Below are 14,791 nucleotides of genomic sequence, written 5' to 3' on the forward strand. Positions count from 1 at the left end.
CCCATGCGCCAGCTCGCCCTTCTCGGTCTCGTCTTCGCCGCCCTGTTCTTCGTGCCCTTCGTGGTCCCCTCGGAGGCCTGGCAGAACACCATCCTGATGACCCTCTACGCCGCCCTGCTCGGCCAGGCGTGGAACATCCTCGGCGGCTATGGCGGCCAGTTCTCTTTCGGCCATGCCGCCTTCTTCGGCACCGGCGCCTACACGGTCGCGGTGCTGCAGGTGCAGCTCGGCGTCAATCCGTGGATCGGCCTGATCGCCGGAGGCCTGATGGCCGTGGCGGTCGCCGCCTTCATCGGCTTCACCACGTTCCGTTACGGCCTGCGCGGGTCCTATTTCGCACTGGTGACGCTGGCCTTCGCCGAGGTGCTGCGGATCCTCGCCAACACCGTGCCCTTCACCGGCGCCGGCGTCGGCATCCTGATCCCGCTCGACCAGAGCGCCGCCAACCTGCAGTTCGCCTCCAAGGCCGGCTATTACTGGCTGGTCTGGGCCATCGCGCTCGCCGCCTTCCTCACCGTGTGGTGGATCGGCCATTCCCGCTTCGGCGCGCGGCTGATGGCGGTGCGCGACAACGAGGACGCCGCGCGCGCCCTCGGCGTCGATCCCTTCGCGGTGAAGATGCGGGCGATCATGCTGTCGGGCCTGTTCTCCGGCCTCGCCGGCGTCTTCTACGCCCAGTATTTCCTCTATCTCGACCCGGCCATCGCCTATGGGCCCGCCATCTCGGTGGAGAGCCTCTTGGTGCCCATCGTCGGCGGCATGGGCACCCTGTTCGGCCCGCTGCTCGGGGCTGTCGCCCTGCACGGCGTCTCGGAAGCCTCGCGCGCGCTGATCGGCGACCTGCCGGGCATCAGCCTGGTGCTCTACGGCACGATCCTGATCCTGATGGTGCTGTTCGCCCCGCGCGGCCTCGCCGGTCTGGTGCGCCGCCTGTCGGCACGCCGCAACTCGCGGGAGACGACGAATGTCTGAGACGGCACAGTCGGATACCATGCTCCGCGTCGAGGGCGTGTCGAAGAGCTTCGGCGGGTTGCAGGCCTCCAGGGACATCTCGATGTCCGTGCCCAGGGGCCGGATCACCTCGCTGATCGGCCCGAACGGCGCCGGCAAGACGACGCTCTTCGCGCTGATCACCGGCTTTCACAAGCCCGATGCCGGCAAGGTCTCGTTCCTCGGCGAGGACATCACCGGCATGGCGCCGCAGGACATCGCCATGCGCGGCATGATCCGCACGTTCCAGATCGTCCAGCCCTTCGCCGGACAGAGCGTGCGCGAGAACATCGCCGTCGGGGCGCACCTGCATATCCGCTCGCGCGATGCGGCGCTCGCCAAGGCCGAGGAGGTTGCCCGCAAGGTCGGCCTCGGCGACCGGCTGGACATGGATGCGGCGGCGCTGACCGTTGCCGGGCGCAAGCGGCTGGAGGTCGCGCGCGCGCTTGCCACCGATCCCAAGCTGATCCTCTTCGACGAGGTGCTGGCCGGGCTCAACCCGTCCGAGATCCGCGACGTGATCCCGGTGATCCGCGCCATCCGCGACGAGGGCGTCACCATCCTCCTGATCGAGCATGTCATGCAGGCGGTGATGAGCCTGTCGGAGCACACCTGGGTGCTGAATCAGGGCGAACTGATCGCGCAAGGCCCGCCGGCCGAGGTGGTGGGCGACCCGCTCGTCATCGAGGCCTATCTCGGCAAGGGCATGGCCGAGCGTATCGCGCAGCAGCGCATGACCGCGGGAGGCGCCGGTGCTTGAGATCGTCAACCTGCGCGCCGGCTATGGCGCGGTCGAGGTGCTGCGCGGTGTTTCGCTGGACATCGGCCAGGGCGAGATCGTCGCCCTGCTCGGCTCCAACGGCGTCGGCAAGACCACGACCTCCTCGGTCCTGTCCGGCCTGCTGCCGGCCTGGGGCGGCGAGGTCCGCTTCAAAAGCGAGCCGATCACCGGCCTGTCGCCGCAGGCCATCGTCGACCGCGGCCTGATCCATGTGCCGGAAGGGCGCCACATCTTCCCGAACCTCGCCGTTCGCGAGAACCTGGAGCTCGGCGCCTATCGCCGGGGCAAGGCGAACCGGGCGCGCAACCTGGAGCGGGTGATGGAGACCTTCCCGCGCCTGCGCGAGCGCTCCGCCCAGAAGGCCGGCACCCTGTCCGGCGGCGAGCAGCAGATGCTGGCCATCGGCCGCGGCATGATGGCCGAGCCGGACCTCCTGATCCTTGATGAGCCCTCCATCGGCCTGTCGCCGCTCTTGGTGGAGGAAATGTTCGCGCTGATCGGCAAGCTGAACGAGAGCGGCCTGCCGATCCTCCTCGTCGAGCAGAACGTTCTGCAGTCGATGGAGATCGCCGAGCGCGCCTTCGTCATGGAGAACGGCGAGATCCGCCTGTCCGGCCCGACTGCGCAGCTGATGGACGATCCCGAGCTGAAGCGCTCCTATCTGGGGCTTGCCTGATGACCGCCTCCCCCACCACCCTCGCCCAGAAGATCGTCGCCCGCGCGGCCGGCAGGGCCAGCGTCGCGCCCGGCGAGATCGTCACCGCCCGCGTCGACCTCGCCATGATCCACGACAGCGGCGGCCCGCGCCGGGTCGAGCCGATCCTGCAGGACCTCGGCGTCGGCCTGTTCGACGCGAACAAGGTCGTGCTGATCTCCGACCATTTCGTGCCGGGAGATACCGACGAGGGCGCGCGGATCCTGGAGCTGACCCGGCAATGGGCGGCGCAGCGCAAGGTCGCCTTCCATGACGGCGAAGGCATCTGCCATGTGGTGCTGCCCGAGCGCGGGCACCTGGCACCCGGCATGCTGGTCGTCGGCGGCGACAGCCATTCGCCCACCGGCGGTGCCTTCGGCGCCTACATGTTCGGCGTCGGCGCGACCGAGATGGCCGGCGTGCTCGCCACCGGCGAGATCTGGCTGAAGGTGCCGGAGACCATCCTGATCGAATGGCGCGGACAGCTTTCCGACGGGGTCACCGCCAAGGACATCATGCTGGCCCTGTGCGGCCGGCTCGGCATGGACGGCGGCAAGTATCAGGCAGTGGAATATACCGGCGAGGCCATCGCCGCGCTCTCGATGCAGGAGCGCATGACGCTCTCCAACATGGCGGCGGAGCTGGGCGGACAGGCCGGGCTGATCGCCCCGGACGAGGTGACCGCCGCCTTCCTGCGCGACGCCGGCAGCGACCCGGCCGGCTGGGGCGACTGGCAGGGCCTGCGCACCGACCCCGGCGCACCGCTGATGGAGCATCACTTTTTCGAGGCGGGCGATCTCGCCCCGCAGGTCGCCGCCCCGCATTCGCCGGCCAACAGCGGCCCGGTCGGCGATGCCCCGGCAACGCCGGTGGACGTGGCGTATCTCGGCGCCTGTACCGGCGCCAAGTACCAGGATCTTGCCAATGCCGCGCGCATCCTGAAGGGCCGGCGCGTCGCCTCCGGTGTCGAGCTGCTGGTCGCCCCGGCCTCGCGCCGCGACCAGGACCGCGCCGCCCGCGACGGCATCATGGCCGTGCTGGAGGAAGCCGGCGCGAAGCTGCTGCCCAACGCCTGCGGCATCTGCGCGGGCTACGGCACCGCGCGGCTCGGCGAGGACGTCACCTGCATCTCCTCGACGGCCCGCAACTTCAAGGGCCGCATGGGCGCGGCAAGCTCCAAGGTGTGGCTTGGCTCGCCGCTGACCGTGGCGGCCTCCGCCGTGACGGGCCGGATCACCGATCCGCGCCCGATGCTGACCGAGCGCGCAGGAGGCACGGCATGAGCGGGCGCGTCTTCCTGTTCGGCGACGACATCGACACCGACCAGCTGGCGCCGGGCCAGTACATGAAGGGCGGGATCGCGGCGCTTGCCGCCCATTGCCTGGAAGGCGTGCGGCCGGACTTCGCCGCAAGCGTCGCCCCCGGCGACGTGGTGGCGGCGGGCAGGAACTTCGGCATGGGCTCCTCGCGCGAGCAGGCTGCCGAGGCGCTGAAGCATCTCGGCGTTGCCGGCGTCGTCGCCCTGTCCTTCGCCGGCATCTTCTACCGCAACGCGATCAATCTCGGCCTGCCGGTGCTCACCGCACCGAGCCTTGCCGACCTCACCGATGGCGAGCGCGTCACGCTCGATCTCGACAACGGCCGGATCGAGCGCGCGGGCGAAAAACCCGCCCTCCCCCTCGATCCGCTGCCCGACAATCTCAAGGCCCTGCTCGCCGATGGCGGGCTGGTGCCGCATCTGAAGAAGCGCTTTGCGCAAGAGCGCCAGAAGGAGCAAGGCCGATGAGCCTGGAAACGCCCGCAACCCCGCCGCTGCCCGACCTGAAGCAGCGGCTCGCCGGACCGCGCATCCTGCTTGCGCCCGGCGTCTACGACGCGCTCACGGCCCTGATCGCCGAGCAGAGCGGCGCAGAGACCGTGTATCTGTCGGGCGCGTCCATCGCCTATACCCGCTTGGGGCGGCCGGATATCGGCCTCGTCTCGATGAGCGAGGTCGCCGACACCATCGCCGTGATCCGCGACCGGGTGGCGCTTCCCATCGTCGTCGATGCGGACACCGGCTTCGGCAATGCGCTGAACGTCCAGCGCACGGTGCGCGTCTTCGAGCGTATGGGCGCCAACGCCCTGCAGCTGGAGGACCAGACGAGCCCGAAGCGCTGCGGCCACCTGAACGGCAAGTCGCTGATCCCGGCCGGCGAGATGGCCGGCAAGATCCGCGCCGCCTGCGACGCCCGCGCCAGCGACGGCACGCTGATCATCGCCCGCACCGACGCCATCGCGGTGGAAGGCTTCGAGGCCGCGCTCGACCGCGCCGAGGCCTATCTAGAGGCCGGCGCCGACATGCTCTTCGTCGAGGCACCGCGCTCGCTGGAAGAGATCCGCGCCATCCACGCCCGCTTCGGCGGACGGGTGCCGCTGATGGCCAACATGGTGGAGGGCGGCAAGACCCCCATCGTCAACGCCGCCGGGCTGGAGGAGCTGGGCTTCAGCTTCTGCATCTTCCCCGGCGGGATCGTCCGCGCGCTGGCCGCCACCGCGCGCGACTATTACGGGAACCTGGTCGCGAACGGCTCCAACGAGGCGTTCCGCAACCGCATGTTCGACTTCGCCGGCCTCAACGGCGTCATCGGCACGCCCGAGATGCTGAAGACCGGCGAGCGCTACGACACGGGAGCCGCCTGATGGCGATCGATACCGTCACGCTGGCGATCCTCAAGGGTCGCCTGGAACAGATCGCCGACGAGATGGACGCGACGCTGTTCCGCTCCGCCTTCAACCCGATCATCGCCGAGGCGCACGACGCCTCGCACGGCATCTACGATGCCGCGACCGGCGAAACCCTGGTGCAGGGCAAGTCGGGCCTGCCGATCTTCGTCGGCGTCATGGCTTTTGCCGTGAAGGCGGTGATCGACAAGGCGGCGAAGTCCGGCGGCGTCCACGAGGGCGACGTGTGGATCTTCAACGACCCTTACGACGGCGGAACGCACCTGTCCGACTTCCGGCTGGTCAAGCCGGTGTTCCGGAACGGCAAGCTGTTCTGCTTCCTCGCCTCGGTCGGCCACTGGCACGATGTCGGCGGCAATGTGCCGGGCAACTACAACCCGGCCGCGACCGAATGCTTCCAGGAAGGCATGCTGATCCCGCCGGTGAAGCTCTACGACCGCGGCGAGTTCCGCCAGGACGTGGTGGACATCCTGTCCGCCAACTCGCGCCTGCCGCTGTCGCTCTACGGCGACCTCAACGGCCAGATCAACGCGCTGGAGCTCGGCGAAAAGCGCATGCACGCGCTGCTCGACGACTATGGCGATGCCATCGTCGCCACCTGCCTCGTCGAGCTGAAGGCGCGCGCCGCAAGGATGATGCGCGCCCAGATCGCCGAGCTGCCGCAGGGCACCGTCTCGGCCGAGGACTGGCTGGACAATGACGGCATCGTCGACACGCCGCTGAAGATCGCCCTCGACCTGACCATCGACGGCGACCGCATGGTGATGGACTTCTCGCGCTCCTCGCCCGCTTGCGCCGGCCCCGTCAACATCTCGCGCTCCACCGCCATTGCCGCCTGCTATGTGGCCCTGAAGCACATCTTCGGCGAGGTACCGGCCAATGCCGGCGTGCTGGAGCCGGTTGAGTTCCGCATCGACGAAGGCTCGCTGCTGGCGGTGCGCGCGCCCAAGCCCGTTGGCGGCTACACCGAGACCATCCTGCGGCTGATCGACGTGGTGTTCCAGGCGGTGGCGAAGATCGCGCCGGAGCCGGCCATGGCCTGCGCCTACGGCACGATCAACGCCCTGTCGCTGGCCGGCCACCGCAAGGACGGCCGCCGCTGGGTGATGTTCTCCTTCTTCGGCGGCGGCCACGGCGCCCATGCCGGCGGCGATGGCCTCAACCACGGCAACGCGCCGATCTCCACCGCGACGATCCCGCCGCTGGAGATCCTGGAGGCGGCCTATCCGGTGCGCTTCACCCAGTGGGCGCTCAGGCCGGACTCGGCCGGTCCCGGCGAGACGCGCGGCGGCCTCGGCGCGATCTACGAGATCGAGCTCCTGGAGGAAAACGCCGACGTCTTCCTGTTCGGCGAACGCGGGCGCCATGCCCCTCCCGGCGTCGTCGGCGGCGGCGCGGCCGCCCTCAACCGCTTCTCCTTCGAGCAGGCCGGCGGATGGCACGAACCGCCGATGGCCTCCAAGATGGTCGGCATCCGCATCGCCCACGGCCAGCGGCTGCGGCTGGAAACGCCCGGCGGCGGCGGCTACGGCGCGCCAGGCGCCCGCGACCCGCAGGCCGTCGCACGCGATGTGGCGCAAGGCTATGTGACCCGCGACAGCGCGCAGGCGGATTACCGCGTCGCGCTGAACGCGGACGGCAGCATCGACGCCGCCCGCACCCAGTCCCTTCGTTCCCGGGAGGCCGCCGAATGAGCGGATCTGCATTTGTCATCGGCGTCGATGTCGGCGGCACCTTTACCGACGTCTTCATCCTCGACGAGGCGAACGGGCGCATCACCACCGCGAAGGTCCCCTCTACCCGCGGCGACCAGTCGAAGGGCTTCATCGAGGGCATCGCCTCGCGCGTTGCCGACTTCGGCGAGATCCGCACCGTCGTGCACGGCACCACGGTCGGCACCAACGCGCTGCTGGAGCGCAAGGGCGCGCGCACCGGCATCATCACCACGGAAGGCTTCCGCGACGTGCTGGAAATGCGCCGCCGCGACCGGCCGACGACCTGGGGCCTGAAGGGCGCCTTCACCCCCGTCGTCGCGCGCACCGACCGGGTCGAGGTCACTGAGCGCGTGCTCGCCGACGGCTCGGTGCTGCGCGCCGTCGACGAACGGGAAGTCGCAGCGCAGGCGAAGGCGCTGGCGGAGGCCGGCTGCGATGCGGTCTGCGTCTTCTTCATCAACGGCTATGCCAACAACGACAACGAGCGCCGCGCCGTCGAGGCGGTGCGCTCGGTCTGGCCGAACCCCTATGTCACCGCAGCGACCGAGATCCTGCCCGAAATCCGCGAGTTCGAACGCCTGTCGACGGCGACCCTCAACGCCTATCTGCAGCCCGTCGTCTCGTCCTATCTCGACCGGCTGGAAACCGGGCTGAAGGCCGAGGGCTTCACCGGGGATATCCTGATCGTCCAGTCGAACGGCGGCGTCATGTCCATCGACACCGCCAAGCGCTACCCGGTGCGCACCGCCCTGTCCGGCCCGGCAGCTGGCGTGATCGCGGCCACGCGCATCGCCAGCGCCGCCGGCTTCGACAACATCATCACCTGCGACATGGGCGGCACCTCCTTCGACGTGTCGCTGGTTGCCGGCGGCGAAGCGGCGCTGGCCGCCCAGACCGCCATCGACTTCGGCATGGTCGTGCGCACGCCGATGATCGAGATCACCACCATCGGCGCGGGCGGCGGCTCCATCGCCGCCGTCGACAAGGGCGGGCTGCTGCAGGTCGGCCCGGAATCCGCCGGCTCCGACCCCGGTCCCGTGGCTTACGGCCTCGGCAACACCCGGCCCACCGTCACCGACGCCAATGTGGTGCTCGGGCGCATCAACCCGGACCGCCCCATCGGCGGCAAGCTCGACCGGCTCGACATCGAGGCCGCCCGCTCCGCCATCGACAGCCATATCGCAACGCCGCTCGGCCTTTCCGTCGAGGCGGCCGCCGAGGCGATCCTCAAGCTCGCCAACGCCAAGATGGCCGGCGCCATCCGCCTCGTCTCCATCGAGAAGGGCCACGACCCGGCGAAATTCGCCGCCATGCCCTTCGGCGGCGGCGGCGCGCTGCATACCGGCGCCCTGATCAAGGAAGTCGGCCTTGCCTCGGCATTGGTGCCGCGCTTCCCCGGTGTCACCTCGGCGCTCGGCTGCGTCGTCGCCGACATGCGGCACGACCGGGTGCAGACGGTGAACCGGCTGCTCTCCGAGCTCGACGCCGCAGAGCTCGGCCGCGCCATCCTGCGCGATGCCGAGGAGACACGCGCCGTGCTCGGCAGCGCCGGCGTCGGCTTCTCCGCCATCGACCGGCTGGTCGAGCTGGACATGCTCTATCTCGGCCAGACCCACACGGTCGGCGTGCCGCTGGAGATCGGGGAGGAGGACCTGACCGCCGACGCGATCCGCGAGGCCTTCGAGACCGCCTATCGCAGTGCCTTTGGCCGATTGCTCGACGGCATCCCGATGCGGGTGATGAACTACCGGATCGCGGTGATCGGCCGCCGGCCGCAGCTCGACATGGCCCTGTTCGCCCCCCACGGCGGCAAGCCGGCCGCCGAATGCCGCACCGGCACGCGGCGGGTCTATGCGGAAGGCGCCTGGCACGAGGCCGGGATCTACGAGCGCCTGTCGCTGGCCGTCGGTGCAAGGGTCGCCGGCCCTGCCCTGCTGGAGCAGGCGGACACGACGATCTTCGTCGATCCGGGCCTCGTCGCCGAGGTCGACGGCTTCGGCAATCTCGTGATCTCGCGGGCGGGCTGAACCATGCACGATGCCCCTCTCGACATCGCCCGCACGGGCCTGCTGATCGTCGATCTGCAGAACGACTTCCTGCACGCGGACGGCGCCTATGCGCGCGGCGGCCAGACCAGCGCGGACATCGCCGCGCTTCCCGAGCGCGTCCTGCCGCTGGCCGACAGCCTGCGGCGCAAGGGCGGCTGGGTGATCTCGACCCAGTTCACCCTGGTGCCGGGCAAGGGCGGCGAGCCCTTCATCTCGCCGCATCTGAAGGCGCTGCGCCCCTTCCTGCGCAAGGGGGATTTCTGCCCCGGCGCCTGGGGACATCAGCTCGTCGACGAGCTGCAGCCGGCCGATCTCACCGTGGAAAAGGTCGCCTATTCGGCCTTCTACATGACCCGGATGGAATGGGTGCTGCGCAAGGCCGGCATCGACACGCTGATGGTCTGCGGCATCGTCACCAATGGCGGCGTCGCCTCGACCGCCCGCGATGCGCATGTGCGCGATTTCCGTACGATGGTGCTGAGCGACGGCTGCGCCGCCTTCTCGCCCGAAACGCATCAGCGGGCCATCGGCGATCTCGGCACGGTCGCGCGGGCGCTGACCTGCGCCGAGGCGCTGGCGCTGGTCGAGGCCGCGTGAGATGAGCGGCGCGACAATGGCCGCCGCACCTGCGATCTCGCGGGAGATCCCGGCCGCGCCCGACATCGAGACCGACGTGCTGGTGATCGGTGCGGGCGCCTGCGGCCTCACCGCGGCGCTGGCCGCACACGATGCCGGCGCCGAGGTGGTGGTGGTGGAGCGCGACGCCTCGCCCTCCGGCTCCACGTCGATGTCTTCCGGCTTCATTCCGGCGCCGGCGACGGCCGCGCAGCACGCGGCGGGAATATCCGACGACGACGCCGGGCGCTTTGCCGCCGACATCCAGGCCAAGGCCAAGGGGACAGCCAACGAGGCGCTGGTGGCCCTTGCCGCCCGCGAGATCGGGCCGGCGCTCGATTGGCTCGCCGACGCGCACGGGCTGGAATGGCAGGTGCTGACCGACTTCCTCTATCCCGGCCACAGTCGCCACCGCATGCATGCGGTGCCCGAGCGCACCGGCGAGGCGCTGCTCGCCCGCCTGATCGCCGCCGTCGAGGCGGCCGGCATTCCGCTGGTCACCGAGGCGCATGCCCAGGTGCTGCATCTGGACGAGGCCGGGACGTTGCGCGCGGTGACGCTGACCCGGCCGGGCGGCACGCGCGAGACCATCGCCTGCAAGGCGCTGGTGCTGGCCTGCAACGGCTATGGCGGCAACCCGGAGCTGGTCGCACGGCACATTCCCGGCATGGCCGGTGCGCTCTACTATGGCCACGCGGGCAACACGGGCGATGCGGTCCTCTGGGGCGAGGCGATGGGCGCGGCGCGCTGGCAGTTGAGCGGCTGCCAGGGCCATGGCTCGCTGGCCCATCCGCACGGGGTGCTGATCTCCTGGGCGCTGATGATGGAAGGCGCGATCCAGGTCAACGCGGAGGGGCGGCGCTTTTCCAACGAGCATGGCGGCTATTCCGAGCAGGCCGTCAACGTGCTGGCTCAGCCCGGCGGCATCGCCTGGAACGTCCTCGACGCGCGGCTCCACGCCTTCGCGCAGGGCTTTCCGGACTATCGCGACGCGATGGCGGCCGGCGCGATCCGCGAGGCGCAGGACATCCCTACCCTTGCCGCTGCTACCGGCCTTGCCGAGAGCGCGCTGCGCGAGACGCTGGAGACGGTCGCGGAGTTTGCAGCAGGCCGCAAGACCGACCCGTTCGGCCGCGACTTCACCGGCCGGCCGGCGCTGCAGGCGCCGTTCTACGCGGTCAAGGTGACCGGCGCGCTGTTCCACACGCAGGGCGGGCTCGGCATCGACGAGAGCGCAAGGGTGCTGGCCGAGGACGGCTCGACCTTCCCCAACCTCTTTGCCGCCGGCGGGGCCGCCTGCGGCGTGTCGGGCCCGGATATTTCCGGGTATCTGTCCGGCAATGGGTTGCTGACCGCCGTGGCCTTCGGCCGTGTTGCCGGCCGCTCGGCGGCTAGTGTGGTAATTTGAAATACGCCTCCCTTGGCAGCACCCCAGGAGCGTATTTCAAATTCGAAACCACACTAGAAACATATATTTGCTAGTCACCCTTTATGAATCTGAAGTTCGTTCAGAGCCTGACGTGAAATCTGACGAACTTCAGATTCGGGTGACTAGCCTCAGGAGCTGAAGCGGCCGGGATCGAGCGCGGCAACGACCGCCGGGGCAAGCGCGGGCGTGCGGCCAAGGATGAGGTCCGCCGCCAGCCGCGACAGGGCCGGCGAGGTCTGGATACCGTAGCCGCCCTGCCCCGCGAGCCAGAGGAAGCCATCCGCCTGGTCCGAAAAGCCGGCGACCGGCGTGCGGTCGGGCGCGAAGGATCTGAGGCCCGCCCAGCTGCGCTCGACGCGCGTCACCGAGACGGTCGTCGCCTTCTCGAAGCGGTCGAGCCCTTCGGCCAGCACCATGTCGTCCGGCCAGGCATCCTGCGGCTCCAGCGGATCCTCGTCGGCCGGCGAGACCAGCAGCTTGCCGGCCTCCGGCTTGGCGTACCAGCGTTCGGAAGCGCTGACCACCGCCGGCCAGGAGGAGACATCCATGCCCTCCGGGGCGGGCAGGATCGCCGCCGAGCGGCGGTAGGGCTGGATGCCGAGCGGCGGCAGGCCGGCAAGGCCGGCGATGGTGTCGGCCCAGGCCCCGGCGGCGTTGACCAGCACCGGCGCTTCATAGGTCTCGCCGCCCGCCTCGACCTGCCAGATATCCCCCTTGCGGGAAATCGCCGCGACGCGCGCGGAAGTGACGAGCCGGCTGCCGGCATGGCGCGCAGCGCGCAGATAGGCCTGCAGCAGCCGGTCGACATCAATATCGGCCGCACCCGCCTCATGGGCGGCGGCCACATGGTCATCCGAGAGGATCGGGAAGAGCCGCCGCGCCTCCATGACGGGGATCTCCTCAAGACCGTCGGCGCCCTGCATATAGGCGGCGAACCGCTCCATCTCGTCCGCCTTGGCGACGACAAGCTCGCCGCGCGGGCTGAGGAACCCGGCCTCGGCAAAGTCGCCGCCGCCGGACAGCACCTCCACCGAGGCGCCGTTCAGGGCGCGCAAGGTGGCATTGCCGTAGTTGCGGATGAAGATCGCCGCCGAGCGGCCCGTGGCATGGCGGCCGGGCGCGTCTTCCATCTCCAGAACCACGGTGGAGCGCTCCGCGCCCAGATGCGCGGCGAGACCGATGCCGGCAATGCCGCCGCCGATGATCAGGCAGTCGCAGGTGATGGGCATGGCGAAGCTCCTTGGGCAAGATTCGGCCATGATACTGGCACGCATGAACAATTCCGGGAAAGGGGCGCCGGGAAAGGCGTGCCCTCACGTCGCGTCGGCAGGCACTTCCAGCGCTTGAAGGAAGGCGCGGGCGGCAGGGGAAAGGTGCCGGGCGCGGTGGCGCAGCACGAAGAAGGGGCGCGGCGGCAGGCTGAGCTCCAGCGCCGAAAGCTGCCCCGAACGCACCGCCCCTTCCGCCACCAGCGAGGACAGGACGGCCGCGCCCGCCCCCGCCTCGACGGCGCTGCGCAGCGCCTCGTTGGAGGGCAGCTCCATCGAAATCCGCAGGTCGGCGGGCACAAGGCCGAAGCTTTTCGCCAGCCGCTCCAGCATCAGGCCCGTGCCGGAGCCGGCCTCGCGGGCAACGAAGGTCAGCGCCGTCAAGGCATCGGCATTGAGGATCCCGCGCCGGGCGACGGGATGGTCGCGCGGCAACACCAGGACCATGCGGTCGTGGCCCACCTCCACCGGCGACAGATCGGGATCGGCCACCGGTCCCTCGACCATGCCGAGATCGGCTTCGCCCTCACGTGTCCAGGCGGCGACCTGCTCGCTGTTGCCGATGGCGAGCGAGACGCCGAGATGCGGATGCGCCTCGCGGAACGCCTTGAGCCGGGCCGGCAGCCAGTAGTTTCCGACGGTCTGGCTGGCGGCGATGCGCACGCTGCCGCGCCTGAGGCCCGCAAGATCCGCCAGCACCTCGCCGGCGGCCTCCGCCCGGGCGAGCACGGCGCGCGCCTCAGCGAGGAACACGCGGCCCGCCTCGGTCAGGCGGATGTTGCGGCCGACCCGATCGAACAGGCGCACGTCGTGGCGCGCCTCGAGCGCGGCGATGGCCGCGCTGATCGTCGACTGGGTGAGATTGAGCGCTTCGGCCGCGCGGGTGACGTGCTCGCGCTCGGCGACCGCCACGAAAATCCGCAACTGTTCCAGCGTCATCGCGCCCTGCCCGAAATGGTCACATCCAGACGGTCACCATTAGCAGGGAGAGCGCGGCGATGAACAGGGCAGCAATGGCGGCAAGCAGCAAGGGGCGGGCGCCGCGCGCGCGGATCTCGCGGAGATCCGTGGAAAGACCGAGGCCGGCGAGCGCCATGGTCATCAGGAAGGTGGTCGCCTCGCCCGCCCCGGTGCGGACCGGATCGGGCAGCTCCACGCTGCTCGCGACCAGCACCATGGCCAGGAACCCGAAGACGAACCACGGCACAGGAAGACGGGCAGCAGCGCCCTCGCCCGTGGTGTCGCCGGTCCGGCCGCGCCGGCACCAGGCGGCAAGAACAAGGACCATCGGCGCAAGCAGCAGGACACGCGACAGCTTGGCGACCATCGCCGCCTCGCCGGCCTCCGCCGAATGCCGGAAGCCGGCGCCCGCCACCTGCGCCACCTCATGCACCGAGGCGCCAACGAAGAGGCCGTAACCGGCGGCATCCAGTCCGGCGAGCGGCGGCACCAAGGGCATCAGGACCATGGCGAGCGTGCCGAAGAGGGTAACGCAGGCGACCGCATAGGCCGTATCGCCCGCCCCGGCCCCAGTCGCCGAGCGGGTGGCGGCGACGGCGGAGGCGCCGCAGATCGAGGTGCCGGCGGCGATCAGCCGGGCAAGGTCCGGCGCAACGCCGAGCAGCCGGCCGGCCCACAGGGTGAGCGCGAAGGTGGCGAAGAGCGCGGTCGTGGTGACAGCCAGCCCGCCGAGCCCGAGCGACAGGAGGTCGGCCAGCGTCAGCTGCAGGCCGAGCAGCACCACGGCAGCGCGCAGCAGCGTCACGGCGGACAGGCGCACGCCCGGCATGACGGCCTCCGGCAGCGGCATCGCCGCGCGGATCCCCATCCCGAGCGCCATGGCCAGCGCCATCGGCCCCAGCAGGTCGAGACCGGGAACAAGCCGCAGGCCCTTGCCGGCGAGCGCGAGGACAACGCACAGCAGGACGCCGGGCAAAACGGGACCGAAATTTGCGACGGATTTCGCAAATTTCGTCTCAATATTCGAGAATCCGGCGAAACTCATACCTTGCCTCCTGCAATTCCCGAGCAGGATGGCAGCGAAGCTTCATTCGCACAAACTGATTGTTTTCGTGATTATAATCGAGAAAATAGATTGATCCGCAGGGATCCGGGAACACGCAGCCCCGCTCACTACCTGTCCGATGGAGTTATCCCCGCCGGCCACTGCCCTTACGGAGGACGTTATCTCCTGCCGGCCGGGACTTGCGCCAACCTGTGCGGGCGTCTTCCCGGACAAGGCGAAGCCGGAGAGCCGGGAGGACGAAGGAGAGAGGGAGGAGCGCGGAGCCGGTGAAACGAAATGCAGGCCGGCGCAGTTCACCCCCCTCTGTCGGCTGTGCCGACATCTCCCCCTCAAGGGGGGAGACGGGTGCGTGGGGCATGACCGGCGCGTTGCTGCTGATGCCTCTGCCTCGCGTCTTCCCGGACGAAGGCCGATCATCCGGGACCGGCGAGTCGGGGCGATCGTGGCATGGTTCCGGAGCGCCCCTCAAACGCCCTCGGCTCTCCGGTCCCGGCTCGGCGC

General features: G+C 69.9%; 13 protein-coding genes. 10 read left to right on the top strand and 3 right to left on the bottom strand.

Going from position 1 to position 14,791, the window contains the following annotated elements; all coding sequences use genetic code 11:
• The first annotated feature begins 3 nt into the window (after positions 1-3).
• From BBX35_RS04180 to BBX35_RS04225, 10 genes are read left to right on the top strand one after another with little or no spacing between them, the layout of a single operon-like run.
• Positions 4-972 carry a branched-chain amino acid ABC transporter permease gene (locus BBX35_RS04180; protein WP_067216356.1) on the top strand — a complete coding sequence of 323 codons (969 nt, stop codon included), beginning with the start codon at positions 4-6 and terminating at the stop codon, positions 970-972.
• Positions 965-1,750, top strand: coding sequence for an ABC transporter ATP-binding protein (locus BBX35_RS04185; RefSeq protein ID WP_067216358.1), 786 nt, complete (start codon positions 965-967; stop codon positions 1,748-1,750). Before BBX35_RS04180 ends, BBX35_RS04185 begins: the two co-directional genes overlap by 8 nt.
• Positions 1,743-2,447: an ABC transporter ATP-binding protein gene (locus BBX35_RS04190; RefSeq protein ID WP_067216360.1), complete on the top strand. Its 705-nt coding sequence runs from the start codon at positions 1,743-1,745 to the stop codon at positions 2,445-2,447. Before BBX35_RS04185 ends, BBX35_RS04190 begins: the two co-directional genes overlap by 8 nt.
• Positions 2,447-3,748 carry a 3-isopropylmalate dehydratase large subunit gene (locus tag BBX35_RS04195; RefSeq protein WP_067216363.1) on the top strand — a complete coding sequence of 434 codons (1,302 nt, stop codon included), beginning with the start codon at positions 2,447-2,449 and terminating at the stop codon, positions 3,746-3,748. The genes BBX35_RS04190 and BBX35_RS04195 overlap by 1 nt, the downstream gene beginning before the upstream one ends.
• Positions 3,745-4,251, top strand: coding sequence for a LeuD/DmdB family oxidoreductase small subunit (locus BBX35_RS04200; RefSeq protein ID WP_067216365.1), 507 nt, complete (start codon positions 3,745-3,747; stop codon positions 4,249-4,251). Before BBX35_RS04195 ends, BBX35_RS04200 begins: the two co-directional genes overlap by 4 nt.
• Positions 4,248-5,147: an isocitrate lyase/PEP mutase family protein gene (locus BBX35_RS04205; RefSeq protein ID WP_067216368.1), complete on the top strand. Its 900-nt coding sequence runs from the start codon at positions 4,248-4,250 to the stop codon at positions 5,145-5,147. Before BBX35_RS04200 ends, BBX35_RS04205 begins: the two co-directional genes overlap by 4 nt.
• Positions 5,144-6,883, top strand: a complete 1,740-nt coding sequence (locus BBX35_RS04210) for a hydantoinase B/oxoprolinase family protein (RefSeq protein WP_088946060.1) — start codon at positions 5,144-5,146, stop codon at positions 6,881-6,883. The genes BBX35_RS04205 and BBX35_RS04210 overlap by 4 nt, the downstream gene beginning before the upstream one ends.
• Complete coding sequence (locus tag BBX35_RS04215; protein WP_067216372.1) at positions 6,880-8,931, top strand: hydantoinase/oxoprolinase family protein; 2,052 nt, start codon at positions 6,880-6,882, stop codon at positions 8,929-8,931. The genes BBX35_RS04210 and BBX35_RS04215 overlap by 4 nt, the downstream gene beginning before the upstream one ends.
• A 3-nt stretch (positions 8,932-8,934) precedes the next feature.
• A complete protein-coding gene (locus tag BBX35_RS04220; protein ID WP_067216375.1) occupies positions 8,935-9,549 on the top strand; it encodes a cysteine hydrolase family protein in 615 nt (204 codons plus the stop codon).
• A gap of 1 nt (position 9,550) precedes the next feature.
• Positions 9,551-10,975, top strand: a complete 1,425-nt coding sequence (locus BBX35_RS04225; protein ID WP_244271556.1) for an FAD-dependent oxidoreductase — start codon at positions 9,551-9,553, stop codon at positions 10,973-10,975.
• 149 nt (positions 10,976-11,124) lie between these two features.
• Here BBX35_RS04225 and BBX35_RS04230 read toward each other — a convergent pair whose 3' ends face one another.
• The 3 genes from BBX35_RS04230 to BBX35_RS04240 form a co-directional block, all read right to left on the bottom strand.
• Complete coding sequence (locus BBX35_RS04230) at positions 11,125-12,225, bottom strand: NAD(P)/FAD-dependent oxidoreductase (RefSeq protein WP_067216378.1); 1,101 nt, start codon at positions 12,223-12,225, stop codon at positions 11,125-11,127.
• Positions 12,226-12,309: 84 nt separating this feature from the next.
• Positions 12,310-13,203, bottom strand: coding sequence for a LysR substrate-binding domain-containing protein (locus BBX35_RS04235; RefSeq protein WP_067216381.1), 894 nt, complete (start codon positions 13,201-13,203; stop codon positions 12,310-12,312).
• Positions 13,204-13,222: 19 nt separating this feature from the next.
• Positions 13,223-14,269, bottom strand: a complete 1,047-nt coding sequence (locus tag BBX35_RS04240) for a YeiH family protein (protein WP_083206018.1) — start codon at positions 14,267-14,269, stop codon at positions 13,223-13,225.
• Positions 14,270-14,791 lie beyond the last annotated feature (522 nt).

Source organism: Stappia indica, from assembly GCF_001696535.1.
GTDB classification, from domain to species: Bacteria; Pseudomonadota; Alphaproteobacteria; order Rhizobiales; family Stappiaceae; genus Stappia; species Stappia indica.